At 70.7% G+C, this 13,463-nt stretch carries 11 protein-coding genes; 6 read left to right on the forward strand and 5 right to left on the reverse strand.

Annotation, left to right across the window (positions count from 1 at the left end):
* The first annotated feature begins 59 nt into the window (after nt 1-59).
* Nucleotides 60-770 (forward strand): FCD domain-containing protein, encoded by a 711-nt coding sequence (locus tag ABZX61_RS30350; RefSeq protein ID WP_355199574.1) that lies wholly within the window; start codon nt 60-62, stop codon nt 768-770.
* Here the strand turns inward: ABZX61_RS30350 and ABZX61_RS30355 are convergent.
* Nucleotides 767-1,354, reverse strand: coding sequence for an HD domain-containing protein (locus tag ABZX61_RS30355; protein ID WP_355199575.1), 588 nt, complete (start codon nt 1,352-1,354; stop codon nt 767-769). The two genes, ABZX61_RS30350 and ABZX61_RS30355, sit on opposite strands and share 4 nt — an antisense overlap.
* A gap of 37 nt (nt 1,355-1,391) precedes the next feature.
* Between ABZX61_RS30355 and ABZX61_RS30360 the strand changes: the two genes are divergently transcribed.
* Together ABZX61_RS30360 and ABZX61_RS30365 are read left to right on the forward strand one after the other, a co-directional pair.
* The gene (locus ABZX61_RS30360; protein ID WP_350728265.1) at nt 1,392-2,249 is read left to right on the forward strand and encodes a DUF4429 domain-containing protein; all 858 of its coding nucleotides are present in this window, start codon (nt 1,392-1,394) and stop codon (nt 2,247-2,249) included.
* Nucleotides 2,250-2,303: 54 nt separating this feature from the next.
* On the forward strand, nt 2,304-2,732 hold the full coding sequence (locus tag ABZX61_RS30365; protein WP_355199576.1) for a nucleoside deaminase: 429 nt from the start codon (nt 2,304-2,306) through the stop codon (nt 2,730-2,732).
* Between the two features lie 83 nt (nt 2,733-2,815).
* On the opposite strand, the gene ABZX61_RS30370 is transcribed toward ABZX61_RS30365, so the two are convergent.
* Nucleotides 2,816-4,024 carry an NADP-dependent malic enzyme gene (locus tag ABZX61_RS30370; RefSeq protein ID WP_355199577.1) on the reverse strand — a complete coding sequence of 403 codons (1,209 nt, stop codon included), beginning with the start codon at nt 4,022-4,024 and terminating at the stop codon, nt 2,816-2,818.
* Nucleotides 4,025-4,344: 320 nt separating this feature from the next.
* Here ABZX61_RS30370 and ABZX61_RS30375 point away from each other — a divergent pair, with 320 nt between their 5' ends.
* Entirely contained in the window at nt 4,345-5,757 is a 1,413-nt protein-coding gene (locus tag ABZX61_RS30375) for a carboxyl transferase domain-containing protein (protein WP_350728268.1), read from the forward strand.
* 12 nt (nt 5,758-5,769) lie between these two features.
* Entirely contained in the window at nt 5,770-5,979 is a 210-nt protein-coding gene (locus ABZX61_RS30380; protein ID WP_350728269.1) for a DUF5988 family protein, read from the forward strand.
* A gap of 257 nt (nt 5,980-6,236) precedes the next feature.
* Here ABZX61_RS30380 and ABZX61_RS30385 read toward each other — a convergent pair whose 3' ends face one another.
* The gene (locus ABZX61_RS30385) at nt 6,237-7,904 is read right to left on the reverse strand and encodes a 2-isopropylmalate synthase (protein ID WP_350728270.1); all 1,668 of its coding nucleotides are present in this window, start codon (nt 7,902-7,904) and stop codon (nt 6,237-6,239) included.
* A 209-nt stretch (nt 7,905-8,113) separates the two neighbouring features.
* Here ABZX61_RS30385 and ABZX61_RS30390 point away from each other — a divergent pair, with 209 nt between their 5' ends.
* A complete protein-coding gene (locus ABZX61_RS30390) occupies nt 8,114-8,992 on the forward strand; it encodes a UbiA family prenyltransferase (protein ID WP_350728271.1) in 879 nt (292 codons plus the stop codon).
* A gap of 16 nt (nt 8,993-9,008) precedes the next feature.
* On the opposite strand, the gene ABZX61_RS30395 is transcribed toward ABZX61_RS30390, so the two are convergent.
* Together ABZX61_RS30395 and ABZX61_RS30400 are read right to left on the reverse strand one after the other, a co-directional pair.
* Nucleotides 9,009-9,938 carry an aldo/keto reductase gene (locus ABZX61_RS30395; RefSeq protein ID WP_355199578.1) on the reverse strand — a complete coding sequence of 310 codons (930 nt, stop codon included), beginning with the start codon at nt 9,936-9,938 and terminating at the stop codon, nt 9,009-9,011.
* A gap of 211 nt (nt 9,939-10,149) precedes the next feature.
* A complete protein-coding gene (locus tag ABZX61_RS30400) occupies nt 10,150-12,894 on the reverse strand; it encodes an AAA family ATPase (RefSeq protein ID WP_355199579.1) in 2,745 nt (914 codons plus the stop codon).
* Nucleotides 12,895-13,463: the final 569 nt, after the last annotated feature.

Consider the following 13,463-nt stretch of genomic DNA (forward strand, 5'->3'; position numbering starts at 1 on the left):
TCACCGCTTGAGGTCAACAGAAGATTTCCGGAATGTTACACAGGGCGAAAGGAATTTCCATGGCCACAGTCCCGCGTCCGGCGCGGCCGAGCCGTGCCGTCGAGGCCCAGGAGGGCGTCAAGGACCTGATCGTCCGGCGTGGACTGGTGGCCGGGGACCCCCTGCCGACCGAGTCGGAGCTCATGGAGGAGCTGCGGGTCAGCCGCAACTCGGTCAGGGAGGCGCTCAAGGCCCTGCAGGCGGTCGGCATCGTGGACATCCGCCACGGCTTCGGCATGTTCGTGGGCCGGATGTCGCTGGCGGGGCTGGTGGACGAGCTGACCTTCCACAGCCGCATCACGCTGCAGAACGGCAAGAACCACCTGGCCAACCTGATCGAGATCCGCGAGATCCTGGAGAGCGGCCTCGTCGAGCGCCTCATCGAGCTGGGCCCCGGGGCCGACCTGACGCCGGTCGCCGACGTCATCGCCAGGATGGAGGCCGAGGCGCCGATCGGGCCGGTCTCCCCCGAGACCGACCGCCTCTTCCACGACCTCCTCTACCGCCCGCTCGGCAACCCGCTGGTGAGCCAGCTCCTGGGGGCGTTCTGGGACGTCTACTACCAGCTGCGCGACGAGCTGGGCGCGCCCGACGAGCCGCCGGGCGACGTGGTCAGGCGCCATCGCGACATCTACACGGCCGTGCTGGCCGGCGACCGGGGCGCGGCCGTGGCCGCCGTGCACGCCCATTTCGAGGGTGTGCGCAACCGCGTGGCCAGGATCGGCGGCTAGTACGCGCTGAGCCGCTCCACGCGGGGATGCCAGCGCGTGCGCCACTCCCCGAACCACCGGGCGAACCAGGGGTGGGCGCCGGCCAGCGGCATGATGTAGGCCACGGTCTCCAGGTAGTAGCGCCGCTGGAACCGCCACGGCATCCGCTGCAGCTCCTGCACGTTGCTCACCCGGTCGGCCAGCTTCACGAACACCGCGTGCAGCGGCGCCTGCACGAGGGTGCTCAGGTAGTCGACCTTCGCGACCCCGCGCGGCTTGGTCACCCACCGCACGAGCTCGGCCACGCCGGAGCCGTACCTGCGCGCGATGTCCGCCTCGGTACACGGCGTGTCCTCCAGCACGTCGTGCAGCACGATCGCCACGAGCACGTCCCGGTCGGTCAGCTCGGCGCCGACCACGGCCACCTCCAGCGCCTCGAGCAGATGCTCCACGTACGGGCGCCCGGTCGGCCGCTGCTGCACCCCGTGCTGCGCGCGGGCGAACGCCACCGCGTCACGCAGGGACTCCGTGGTCCCCGGCGGGAGCGCCTCGCTCACAGGGCCTTCCGCCTGCGCCCAGGACGACCAGCTCGTGAAGATCTCCATCCCGCTCCTCTCGTCCCGCGTGTCCTAGGCTGAGAATATGGCCGAGATCGCCGTCGCCGACGGCTCGTGGACGTTCAACGGCGAGTTCCTGCGCATCGTCCCCGGAAGCGACAAGGGCGTGCACGAGCTGCGCAGGACGCTGGGCGAACTCGTGGTGCCGCTGGAGGCGATCGCGAGCATGGCGTTCGAGCCGTCGCGCAAGGGCGGCCACGTGCGGATGCGGCTGCGCAAAGGGGCCGACCCGCTCTCCGACGCGGTCGCGGGGCTGCTCGGCCCGCCCGCCGACCCGTACCGGCTGACCGTCCCCAAGAGCCGCGCCGGCGCGGCCGAATACTTCGCCGACGAGGTCCGCGACACCCTGCTCGTCTACCAGACGCCCACCGCCGCCTGCGAGGACTACCTCCTGGCCGGGCCCTCCGTGCCCATCTCGGCCACGGCGGGCGACGGCACCGCGCTCTTCGACGGGGAGCGGGTGCGGCTGGAGTGGACCGGGTTCGCGAGCACGGAGAAGGAGAAGGCCGGGCCGCAGGAGTTCCCGCTGTCGGACGTGGCCGGGGTGGAGTGGAAGCCGCAGTCCGGCATGGGGTACGGCACGCTGCGGTTCCGCGTCAAGGGCGAGGGGGCCGCGCAGCCGCCGCAGAAGGACCTCCACTGCGTGTCGTGGGGCATCCAGCGCTTCGGCGGGACCACCGCCCTGGTCGCCGCGGCCGTACTGGCCCGGCTCCCGAGGGAGGCCGAGCTGCCGCCGCCTCCCCCGCCCGTCTCCGACGACGTGCACGACGCGGTCCTGCGCCGCCTGGGGGAGCTCGGGGAGCTGCACCGGTCCGGGGTGCTGACCGACGAGGAGTTCGCGGCGGCCAAGCAGGCCATGATCCGCCGCCTCCAGGAGACGTGACCCCGCCCGAGCGGGGCAAAATGTGGCCAGATGCCCAATATCGGAGGACCTAGAGTGACCCACGACGAAGAGAAGCTCCTGCGCCGCGCCATCGAGCTGGCCGCGGAGGCCCGTGCCGGTGGCAACCCGCCGTTCGGCTCGCTGCTGGCGGGCCCGGACGGCTCGATCCTGGTCGAGGAGCGCAACAGCTCGCTCACCGACCGCGACATCACCGCGCACCCGGAGCTGAAGCTGGCCCGCTGGGCCGCCCGCGAGCTCGACCCCGCGGCCGCGGCCACGACCACCATGTACACCAGCTGCCAGCCGTGCGGGATGTGCGCGGGGGCCATCGCCCGTTCGGGCCTGGGCCGCGTCGTCTACGCGCTGTCCGGCGATCAGCTCAACGGCCTCAAGCCGCCGGGCAGCGCCTTCGTGGACCCGCCCGTCGAAGGCCCGGCCCTGTACGACGAGGCGCGCATACCCGTCGAGGGCTATTACGTCTGACCCTTCCCGCGACGAGCGGCCTGCCGGGACGCGACCGGCCTCCGCGGTGCGACCGCGGAGCCGGGCGCCCCGGCCGGTGCGCCTCAGAGGCCGCGCAGGCGGGCCACGCCGTCGCGGCGGGCCTGGTCGGCCACCGCCGCGGCGACCGCGGGCACCACCCGGGGGTCGAACGGCTCCGGGATGATCCGCTCCGCCGACAGCTCCTCCTCGATCACGCCGGACAGGGCGTGCGCGGCGGCCATCTTCATGTTCTCGGTGATCTCCACGGCCCGCGCCGACAGGGCGCCCCTGAACACGCCGGGGAAGGCGAGCACGTTGTTGATCTGGTTGGGGAAGTCGCTGCGCCCGGTGGCCACGATGGCGGCGTGCTCCAGCGCGATCCCCGGGTGGATCTCCGGCTCGGGGTTGGACAGGGCGAACACGATGGAGCCCGGGGCCATCGACGCGATGGCCCGCTCGCTGATCGTCGAGCCCGACAGGCCGATGAAGACGTCCGCCCCGGCCATGGCCTCCTCGGTCGTGCCGGTGTGGCCCGACTGGTTCGTGCAGGTCGCGATCAGGGCCTTGTACGTGTTGAGGTCGCCACGGCCCTGGTGGATCACACCTTTGCTGTCGGACACGATGACCTCGGAGATGCCGGCCTTGAGCAGCATGCTCGTGACCGCGAGCCCGGAGGCGCCCGCGCCAGCCACTACGGCCCGCAGGTCCCACAGCCGCCGCCCGGTCAGCCGGGCCGCGTTACGCAGCGCGGCCAGCACCACGATCGCCGTGCCGTGCTGGTCGTCGTGGAAGACCGGGATGCCCAGCCGCTCCTTCAGCCGGCGCTCCACCTCGAAGCAGCGCGGGGCGCTGATGTCCTCGAGGTTGATGCCGCCGAAGGACGGGGCCATCCGGGCGATCGTCTCCACCAGCTCGTCGACGTCCGTGCAGTCGAGGCAGATGGGCACCGAGTCCACGCCACCGAACTGCTTGAACAGCAGCGACTTGCCCTCCATGACCGGCATGGCCGCGGTGGGGCCGATGTCGCCGAGCCCGAGCACGGCGGTGCCGTCGGTGACCACGGCGACCACGTTGGACCGCCAGGTGTAGTCGTCGGCCAACTCCGGCCGCTCGGCGATGGCCGTGCACACGCGGGCCACCCCCGGCGTGTACGCGAGCGCCAGGTCGCCGGCGTCACGCACCGGCACCGACGGGCGCGTCTCCAATTTGCCGCCCTCGTGCAGGCGGAAAGCCGGGTCCTGGTCGAGAAGCGTGGCGAGGCTGATGGCCGGCGCGGTGATTTCGGTCGTCATCCGGAGCTCCTAGAACCGCAGCATCCGGCCGGACGGGGTGCGTAAGTCAGGCACCTCGTTCCACACCGTGGTACGCGCCGGGCGCGCCTTTTTGAGCTGTGCACGTTTCATGACGTCCATGCCTTTCTGCGCGGCCCCGTCCGCTACGTCGATGTGATTAACAACACAGCTCGAGTGTCACACGGGCGGCCATTCCCGGTTACCCCATGTCCCCCCTATATCGGAGCCACCCCCTGGTAAGAGGTACGAGGCAGTAGGGGTTGTCCGGGATAGGGGTCGGTCGGGAAATTCGAAGGACAGATACCTGCGAAAGGACAACGATGACGGTCCTGACCGCTTTTCCCACGGAAGCACCACTCGATCCGCGGACGCCATCGGCACGCCTCTCGCGGCTCCTGGATCCCGGCTCCATGGTGCCGATGCCCGGCGACGAAGAGAGCGGCGTGCAGGCCGTACACGGTCTGATCGACGGCTCGCCGGTCATCGCCTACTGCACGGACGCGACGCGCATGGGCGGCGCGCTGGGCTGGGCAGGCGCGAATCGCATCGTCGAGGCCATCCAGCTGGCCGTCCGCCGGCGCTGCCCGGTGATCGGCCTGTGGCATTCCGGCGGTGCCCGGCTGGCCGACGGCGTGGAGTCGATGGACGGCGTCGGCCGCATGTTCGCCGCCATGACCGCGGCCTCCGGCCTGATCCCGCAGATCTCGGTAGTCCTCGGACCGGCCGCGGGCGCGGCCGCCTACGGGCCCGCGCTGACCGACGTGATCATCATGTCGGACGTCGCGCGGGTCTTCATCACCGGGCCCGACGTCGTCCGCAGCGTCACCGGCGAGGAGATCGACATGGCGGGCCTCGGCGGCCCGGAGGCGCACGGCCCCAAATCGGGGGTCGCGCACATCACGGTCGACTCCGAGCAGGCGGCCTACGACCGGGCCCGCCTGCTGACGGGGTTCTTCACCCGGCCCGGCCGGTTCGACTTCGCCGCGCTGAGCGAGCCGCGCGACCTGCGGGCCCTCCTCCCCGAGCAGCCGCGCCGCGCCTATGACGTCCGGCCGGTCCTCCGCGAGCTCCTGGACCCGGAGTTCCTGGAGTTCCAGCCCCGCTGGGCCCCCAACATGGTGATCGGGCTCGGCCGGCTGGGCGGGCGGGCCGTGGGCGTGATCGCCAACAACCCGCTGCGCAAGGGCGGCTGCCTCGACTCGCTCTCGGCGGAGAAGGCCTCGCGTTTCGTGCGGATGTGCGACTCGCTCGGCGTCCCGCTCGTGGTCGTCGTCGACGTGCCCGGCTACCTGCCCGGCGTCCAGCAGGAGTGGGGCGGGGTGGTCAGGCGGGGCGCCAAGCTCCTGCACGCCTTCGCCGAGTCGGTCGTCCCCCGCGTCACGCTCATCACCCGCAAGTCGTACGGCGGCGCCTACATCGCCATGAACTCCAGGTCGCTGGGCGCGACCGCGGTGTACGCCTGGCCCGACGCGGAGGTGGCGGTCATGGGGGCCGAGGCGGCGGTCGGCATCCTGCACCGCAAGCGACTGGCCGCGGTGCCCGAGTCCGAGCAGGCGGACCTGCACGCGCGACTGGTGGAAGAGCATCGGCGGACGGCCGGCGGGGTCGAGCGGGCGATGTCGCTCGGCGTGGTCGACGCGGTCGTCTCGCCTCTCGAGACCCGGCTCCGGCTGGCGGAAGCACTGGCATCGGCACCGCAGGACCGCGGCTGCCACTCCAATATCCCGCTCTGAATCGAGGAGACCATGTCGAACATCAAGGTAATGCTCGTCGGCGGACCGAACCACCTCCCGGCCGAGCAGCGGATCGTGACCCTCGCGAAGTTCTGCGAGAAGATCAAACTGCCTTTCGGCAGCGGGTACGAGCACTTTCTCCACAATGGCGAGCGCACGCGCGTGGACGGGCAGGAGGTGCCCGCGTACCACTGGATCATGCGGACGGCCATTGCCGAGTGACAGGTGCCCGCCTAAGGGTTCGCTAGGGGTGGGAAAACAGCCGGACCGGCGATTCAATATGAGTAGTCGGGTTTGCCGGATGTTTATCCCGCCGGAGAGGTGAGGCATTGATCTAGACGCACTTCCCCTTTTGCGAAGCCCCCAGCAGAACGAGAGCCACCGCCCTAAATCAAATGGACGGTGGCTCTCGTTCTTGCTTTTCACGTAAAAACGCCGCGACGGCCGCCTTTCGGCGGCCGTCGGCGTGTCCTCCGGCATCAGCTGGCGTTCGCGAGCGTGACCCCCGTCCGGCCGCTCCGCCTGGCGGCCGAGCCGACCGCGGCCAGGGTCGCGTCGACCACGTTGGTGTCCACGCCCACGCCCCAGACCGTCGTACCGTCCACCTTGCACTCGGCGTAGACCGTCGTCTTCATGCTCGTGACGCGCTCGGTGCCGTCGGCCCGGTGCACCGCCCGCACGTCGACGCCCCAGGGCGCCATCGTGGCGCCGATGGCCCGCACGGCCTGCTCCTGCTGGCCGTCCATGTGGAGCGTCGCGGTGATCCGGTCGCCCCGCCCCAAGGTGTCGGTCCGGGCCTGGCCGGTGAGGTACTCCTGCTCGAACAGCGCCCAGATCTCGTCGGGCGTCAGCTCGCTGCCCCGTGCCTCCGCCCGGGCCTGGACCAGCCCGGCGAACTCCCGCTGCAGCTCGCGGGGCAGCCGCATCCCGTGCCAGGCGCTCATGACGTACGCGATGCCGCCCTTGCCCGACTGGCTGTTGATCCGCACGATCGCCTCGTACGTGCGCCCGACGTCCTTGGGGTCCACCGGCAGGTACGGCATGCTCCACGGCATCTCGTCGACCTCGACGCCGCTCTCGCCGGCGGCCCGCTCCAGGTCGTCGAAGCCCTTCTTGATCGCGTCCTGGTGCGAACCGGAGAAGGCGGTGTACACGAGCTCGCCGCCGTAAGGGTGCCGGGGGTGCACGGGGATCTCGTTGCAGAGCTCGACGGTGTCGCGGATCCGGTCGATGTCGGAGAAGTCGATCCCCGGGTCCACCCCGTGGGTGAACATGTTCATGCCGAGCGTCACCAGGCAGACGTTGCCCGCCCGCTCGCCGTTGCCGAACAGGCACCCCTCGATGCGCTCGGCCCCGGCCAGCAGCGCCAGCTCGGACGCGGCCACCCCCGTGCCGCGGTCGTTGTGCGGGTGGATGGACAGGCAGACGTGCTCCCTGCGGGAGAGGTTGCGGTCCAGCCATTCGATCTGGTCGGCGAACACCGAGGGCAGGGAGCGCTCGACGGTGGTGGGGAAGTTCAGGATGATCGGGCGGCCGGGGCCGGTCTCCCACACGTCCATGACCGCCTCGCAGACCTCGAGGGCGAAGTCCGCCTCGGTCTCGTTGAACAGCTCGGGCGAGTACTGGTAGCGCAGGTCGCAGTCCGCCAGGTCCCGCTCGGCGTACTTCATCATCAGCCGGGTGCCCTGCACGGCCAGGTCCTTGCACTGGGCGCGGTCCATGTTGAACACCACGCGCCGGAACAACGGCGCGGTCGCGTTGTAGAGGTGGAAGGTGGCGCGGGGGGCACCGGCCAGCGCAGTGACCGAGCGCTCGATCAGCTCGTCCCGCGCCGGTACGAGCACCGAGATCCATACGTCGTCCGGGATGCGGTCCTGCTCGATGAGCATCCGGACGAAGTCGTAGTCGTCCTGGCTGGCCACGGGGAATCCGACTTCGATCTCCTTGTAGCCGAGGTCGACGAGCAGCTCGAACATCCGCAGCTTCCGGGCCGGCGACATCGGGTTGGCCAGCGACTGGTTCCCGTCGCGGAGGTCCGTCGACAGCCAGCGGGGCGCCGCCACGATCCTCTTGTCCGGCCAGGTACGGTCGGGCAGGGCCAGCGGGGTGAAGTTCGAATAGCGCTCGACGGGACGGGTCGGGGCCATCGTGAATCTCCTTCGCAGGTCTCATGGTGTGGCTCTAGGAGATCTCCGCACTCAACGTACAAGCGGCGACTGGCCCGCGAACAGGTCGGGGATCATGAGAGTGCCGGTCCTGACCAAGGGATTCCGCAGGGGTATCGAGAGTACGCGCCCCCGGTATCTTTCGACGCACCCCCCTTCTCCGGCCCCTGCCGGCCCTGCACACTCCGATCATGGCGACTATCGAACCGGCGATCCGGCGAGGCGGTCTGTGCTTCGCGGAGGCGCGGCCTACAGTGCAGTTCATCTTCCTGCTGCGCTTCCTCACCGGCACGGCGCTGTGCGCCTCGGTCGCCGGCGACGACGGCCATCTGGGCAGAACGGTCTGGGGCGCCGCGGCATGGGTGATGATGATCTTCGCTGTCTACCTCTTCAACGGCGTCATGGACGTGCCGGAGGACCGGCTCAACGGCTCACGCAGGCCCATCGTCCGCGGCGACCTGCCGCCGGGCTTCGCCAGCGCGGTCGCGATCGGGGCGGCCCTGCTGTCGCTCGCGGCCGGCTTCGCGCTCGCGCCGCTGATGGGCGGCATGCTCGCCGTCGTGCTGACGCTCGGCTACCTCTACTCGGGCCCGCCGTTCCCGCTCAAGCGCAGCTCCGGCGGCACGGTCCTGACCGGAGGCGTGGCCACCCTGCTCACCTACTACGGGGGCGCCTTCTCCTACGCGAGCGAGATCAGGAGCTCGCTGATGCTGGTCGTCTTCGTGCTCGCCGCGTCGCTGTGGACCGCTCTCGTGGGCTCGACGACCAAGGACCTGCCCGACATCGAGGGCGACGCCCGCGCCGGGCGGATGACCTTCGCGGTCATGCACGGCGAGCGCGTCCTGCGGCTGACGATCTGCTGCACGGCGATCGGGCTGGCGCTGGCCTTCGCCGCGGCCGTCCTGCTGCTGAAGCTCCCGCTGTGGCCGTCCGCGCTCGCCATGATCGGCGGGGCACTGGTCATCACGGTCCTGTGCTTCAAGGGCCGCCGCCGCGAGCCGTACGGCGCCTTCATGGCCACCCAGTACGCGCTGCACGGCCTGGCGATCCTGCCGCTCCTCCTCATCTGACAGGCGGACCGGCCGATCAGAGCGCGCAGTCCGCGCCGGTCGAGCCGGGCGGGAAGGCCTCCTCCACCCGCCGGCACACCGTCTCGGTCAGCAGGAGCCTGACAGAACCCACGTTCATCTCCAAGTGGACCGGGTCGCGCGTGCTGGGCACCGGCACCACGTCCGGCCCCCGCGACAGCAACCAGGCCAGGGCCAGGCGGCCCGTGCTGACGTCCATGTTCGCCGCCTCGGCCTGCAGCCGCCGGAGCATCGCGCCGTTGCGCGGGAGGTTGTGCGGCGAGAACCGGGGATCCGCCCGGCGAGGGTCGGCCGGGCCGAGCCGCGAGGCCGACAGGCTGCGCCCGGTCAGGAAGCCGCGGCCCAGCGGCCGTCCGGCCAGCACGCCGATCCCGAGCTCGCGCGCCACCGGCAGCTGGTCGAGCTCGACCGTACGGTGCCAAAGGGAGTATTCCATCGCCAGGGCGGCCATCGGATGGACCGCGTGCGCCCGGCGGAGCTCCTCCCCCGTCACTCCCGACAGGCCGACGTGGCGGGCCTTGCCCGCGGTCACCAGGTCCGCCAGCTGGTGGGCGGTCTCCTCGACCGGTACGGACGGCTCCTCGTGGCTCGCGATGTAGAGGTCGACGTAGTCGACGCCCAGGCGCTTCAGCGAGGCGTCGCACGACTGCGCCAGCTCGCCGCAGCCGGTGCCGCGCCGGACGGTCCGCGTCGCCAGGAGCACGTCCTCGCGCCAGGGGCGGACGGCCTCGCCGACGAGCCGCTCGACCTCCCCGTCGGCCTGGTCGTCGGACATGTCGAGCAGCGTCACGCCCACGTCGAGAACGTAGTGGATCAACGCCAGGGACTCCGAGCGGTCCACGTCGCCGTACACGCCTGAGAGGGCCAGACACCCGAAGCCCAGACACGAGGTGATCAGCCCCGCATCGCCCAGCCTTCTGCTGTCCACGACACTCCCCTCCATTTGGCCGTCACGTTATACATACGATCTGTGGGCCGCGATTGTGCCACAACCCCTATCCCCCCTGTGGGCGGATGAATAAGGGGAGAATCTTTCCCGTTTAAGCCGCCTGACACAGAACGCAACGATCAGTTATACACCCAGTTAATGGCGCTGCCCACCGCGCGGACTCCGCGCGGTGGGCAGGATCTGGGAGGGGTTAGCGGACGGTCGGGCTCAGCTCCAGATCGGTGGGAAGATCCGATCTCTGAGTGATTCCGAGCTTGCGATAGATGCGCGTCAAGTGCTGTTCCACCGTGCTCACCGTGATGAACAGCTTGGCCGCGATCTCCCGGTTGGTGTAGCCGACCGAGGCCAGGCCGGCGACCCGGCGCTCGGCGTCGCTGAGGATCGCCACGACCTTGCTGATCTCCGCGCTCTGCCCGTCGCCGGCGGAGGAGCCGTCACCGGCCAGCGCCTGGCTCAGCGGCTGGGCGCCGCACTCCTGCGCGAGGATGCGCGTACGGCTGGCGATGATGCCCGCCCTGCGGAACTCCCCGACGCTGTGGAACGCCTCGGTGAGCTCGAACAGCGACCGGGCCAGCTCGTAGCGGTCGCCGCAGGCCTGCAGCCGGTCCGTGGACTGCCGCAGCAGCATGGGCCGGTGCCGGAGCTCGCTCGTGGCGGCCAGCAGGCGCAGCGCGATCCCTTGCGTACGGGAGGCCATGGGGCCGCAGCGCGACAACTGCTCCTCGACCAGGGAACGGGCCTCGTCATGCTCGCCCATCCGGATGAGCGCCTCGGCCGCGTCGGCACGCCAGGCGATGAAGCCCGGCGTGTCCATCTCCCACTCGCCCATGAGCTCGCCGCAGAAGCGGAAGTCCCGCAGCGCCGCCGCCGGATGGTCCACGGCCAGGTGGTAGCGCCCGCGGGCGTGCAGGTAGTGCAGTCCGAAGCGGGTGCGCAGCATGGCCTCCGGGACCGCGGTGTTGACCTGGGCGAGCGCCTGGTCGTACTGCCCCATGGCCGTGCTGGCCAGCATCAGGTTGGCCAGCGGTGAACCCACGGTCACCCCCCAGCTGGCCGGCGGGATGAGCTCCAGGGCCAGGCGCGCGGACGAGGCCGCGGTCTCCAGATCGCCGCGCCGCATGGCGATCTCGGCGCGGATCGCGGTGAGCCGGGCCCGGCGGGCCGGCGCGCTGCGGGACTGCGCCTCCTCGATGAAGGCGTCGCACCACGGCGCCGCCTTGTCCGGCCAGCCGCCGTAGGTGAGCGCGAGCAGCGAGCTCTCCACCGTGTCCATGGACATCTCGTCCAGGCGGGAGCTGTGCAGGATCCGCTCCACCGTGGCCAGGGTGCGCTCGCGGGGACCGCGGGTGAGCACCGAGGTCAGAGCGTTGATCGCCTCCAGCCGCCGGCTCACCCGCACCGGTAGGACGGCCTCCTTGTTCTGCTCGGTGGTCGCCCTGTTGACGTGGGCGAGCAACGGCGGCGCCGAGGCGCGCAGCCACAACCGGGTGCCGACGAGCTCGGCCACGGTCTGCGGCTCGGTGTCGCCGCTCTCCTTCAGGTGCTCGAGCACCTGGCAGGCGTCGTCCACCTTGCCGTGCCAGAGCAGTGCCCTGGCCAGCACGACCGCGTCGCTGCCGCGCAGGGTGCCGTTGTGCAGGGCGTCGGTCAGCTCGGCGATGTGCTCGGCCGGGGTGCTGGGGTTGATGCGCCACTCCGCGCGCATCAGGAGCGTGGCGATGGTCGTACGCCGCCGCTCGTCCGTGCAGCAGCGCCAGGCGAGCTTGAGATAGTCGACGGCCTCGTCCACGAACCCGTCGTCCAGCCGGTGCAGCGCCGCGGCCTCCAGCACGGGGACGGCCCACGGCAGGTCGGTGGCGTCGGCGCCGACCAGGTGCTCGGCTATCGCGACGTCGTCGGCCGCCTCCAGGTGCAGCAGCTCGGCGGCCCTGCGGTGCACGCTGCGCCGCGTCTCGTCGCCCAGCTCGGCCAGCACCGTCTCCCTGGCGATCTCGGCCCGGTAGTGGCCCGACTCCAGCAGGCCGGCGGTCTCCAGCCAGCGGGTGGCCTGGGCGACCGTCGTGCCGTCCGCGTCGACCAGGCGCTGCAGGAGCTCCGGGTCGTCCAGCACCGCGAGCCAGCCGGCGACCTGCAGGAGCGCGGGGTCGGCCCGGTGCAGGCAGGACAGCACGGCCTCGCCGTAACGCTCGGCGGGGGCGCCGCCGCTCGTCCCGAAGTCCTCGATCAGGCCCCTGAGCAGGAGCGGGTTGCCGCCGCTCAGCGCGTACCAGTCCGGTGCGACGGCTTCGGCCGCCGCCTCGCCCAGGTGCTCGGCCGCCATGCTCACCACCGCGTCGTACGACAGCGGCGCCAGCCTTACGGCCGTGCAGTGCGGCTGGCGCAGCATCTCGGTGGCGAAGAAGCCGTGGGTGTGCGGCCGGTAGTCGGTCTGGCCGAACACCGCCATGAGCGGGGAGTATCTGGCCCTGCGGACGAGGTAGGACAGGCAGAGCAGCGAGGCCCTGTCGGCGAGGTGGACGTCGTCGACGACGATCACCAGCGGGTGGCGCTCGGCGAGCGAGAGCAGCACCGCGGACAACGAGTGGACGATCTGGGCGTCCACCTGTTCAAAGCTCTCCCCCTTCGCGGGGGAGGCCATCTGCGCGCCCTCTCGCAGCAGGTCCGCCGCGAGCGCGCGTACGTCTTCCTGTAGCGGCGCGTTCTGGAAGAGCTGGCCGAGCACGCCCAGCGGCAGGTCGCTCTCCGCCCGGGTGGCGGAGGCCACCAGCGGCAGCGCGCCGTGCTCCAGAGCCTGCTCGGCGAAGGCGTGCAGGAGGTCGCTCTTGCCCGTCGCAACGACTCCCGTCACCATTGCGACCCGGCCCTTGCCGCCCACGGCCTCGGTGAGGAGACCTTGCATGGAGGCCATGGCGGTGTCTCTTTCGTACAGCCCCATGTTGGACACCCCTTTTAGAAAGGCAATTTCCGGCCGGAAGGGGTTCTGAGGTCCAAGGAGCCATTCAGCTCTTTTTTCGGTTTCGAATTCACGATCCGTCGGACTTGCCGCATGACCCTCAACCTCTTCCGTATCCGGTTATGGGTTGACGGTCATCACGTTAGGTGCCAGTTCGGGGTGCCCACAATATGGCTTATCCTTAATAACGCCCGCCGCTCCACACGGACCAGTCCGTCTCCAACTTTCGGACCAACGGGTGGTCCGAGTCGATCGGCCGGGCGGTCGACTCGGTGCGGCGCCTCGGTGCGGCACCAGGCCCTGGGCCACCGTCCGCGACCCCGCGGTCCAGGGGTGGGCCGGGGCCCGGCCGTCCCGGCGAAGCGCTTGAATCATTTATTACCCGCGCGTAAACGTTGGCCGAGCAGCGCCAATGCGAGCCGTGCTCATGTCGATCTGGGCCTTACCGACCGCGGCAGCTTCACATCTCACAAACGACCCCTATTGGACGGTGAGCACAAGATCGACCCCGCCTCCCCGGCCCTGGAGGCCCCCGCCGAGCCGCCACGAGA

Origin of the sequence: Nonomuraea sp. NPDC003709, from assembly GCF_040610775.1 — a bacterium.
Lineage (GTDB): Bacteria > Actinomycetota > Actinomycetes > Streptosporangiales > Streptosporangiaceae > Nonomuraea > Nonomuraea angiospora_A.

Bases quoted from the DNA above. Each gene is read 5' to 3' on its own strand.
- ABZX61_RS30370 (WP_355199577.1), bottom strand. From the start codon at position 4,024: ATGACGACCGAAATCACCGCGCCGGCCATCAGCCTCGCCACGCTTCTC.
- ABZX61_RS30375 (WP_350728268.1), top strand. From the start codon at position 4,345: ATGACGGTCCTGACCGCTTTTCCCACGGAAGCACCACTCGATCCGCGG.
- ABZX61_RS30400 (WP_355199579.1), bottom strand. From the start codon at position 12,894: ATGGGGCTGTACGAAAGAGACACCGCCATGGCCTCCATGCAAGGTCTC.
- ABZX61_RS30390 (WP_350728271.1), top strand. From the start codon at position 8,114: ATGGCGACTATCGAACCGGCGATCCGGCGAGGCGGTCTGTGCTTCGCG.
- ABZX61_RS30380 (WP_350728269.1), top strand. From the start codon at position 5,770: ATGTCGAACATCAAGGTAATGCTCGTCGGCGGACCGAACCACCTCCCG.
- ABZX61_RS30355 (WP_355199575.1), bottom strand. From the start codon at position 1,354: ATGGAGATCTTCACGAGCTGGTCGTCCTGGGCGCAGGCGGAAGGCCCT.
- ABZX61_RS30360 (WP_350728265.1), top strand. From the start codon at position 1,392: ATGGCCGAGATCGCCGTCGCCGACGGCTCGTGGACGTTCAACGGCGAG.
- ABZX61_RS30350 (WP_355199574.1), top strand. From the start codon at position 60: ATGGCCACAGTCCCGCGTCCGGCGCGGCCGAGCCGTGCCGTCGAGGCC.
- ABZX61_RS30385 (WP_350728270.1), bottom strand. From the start codon at position 7,904: ATGGCCCCGACCCGTCCCGTCGAGCGCTATTCGAACTTCACCCCGCTG.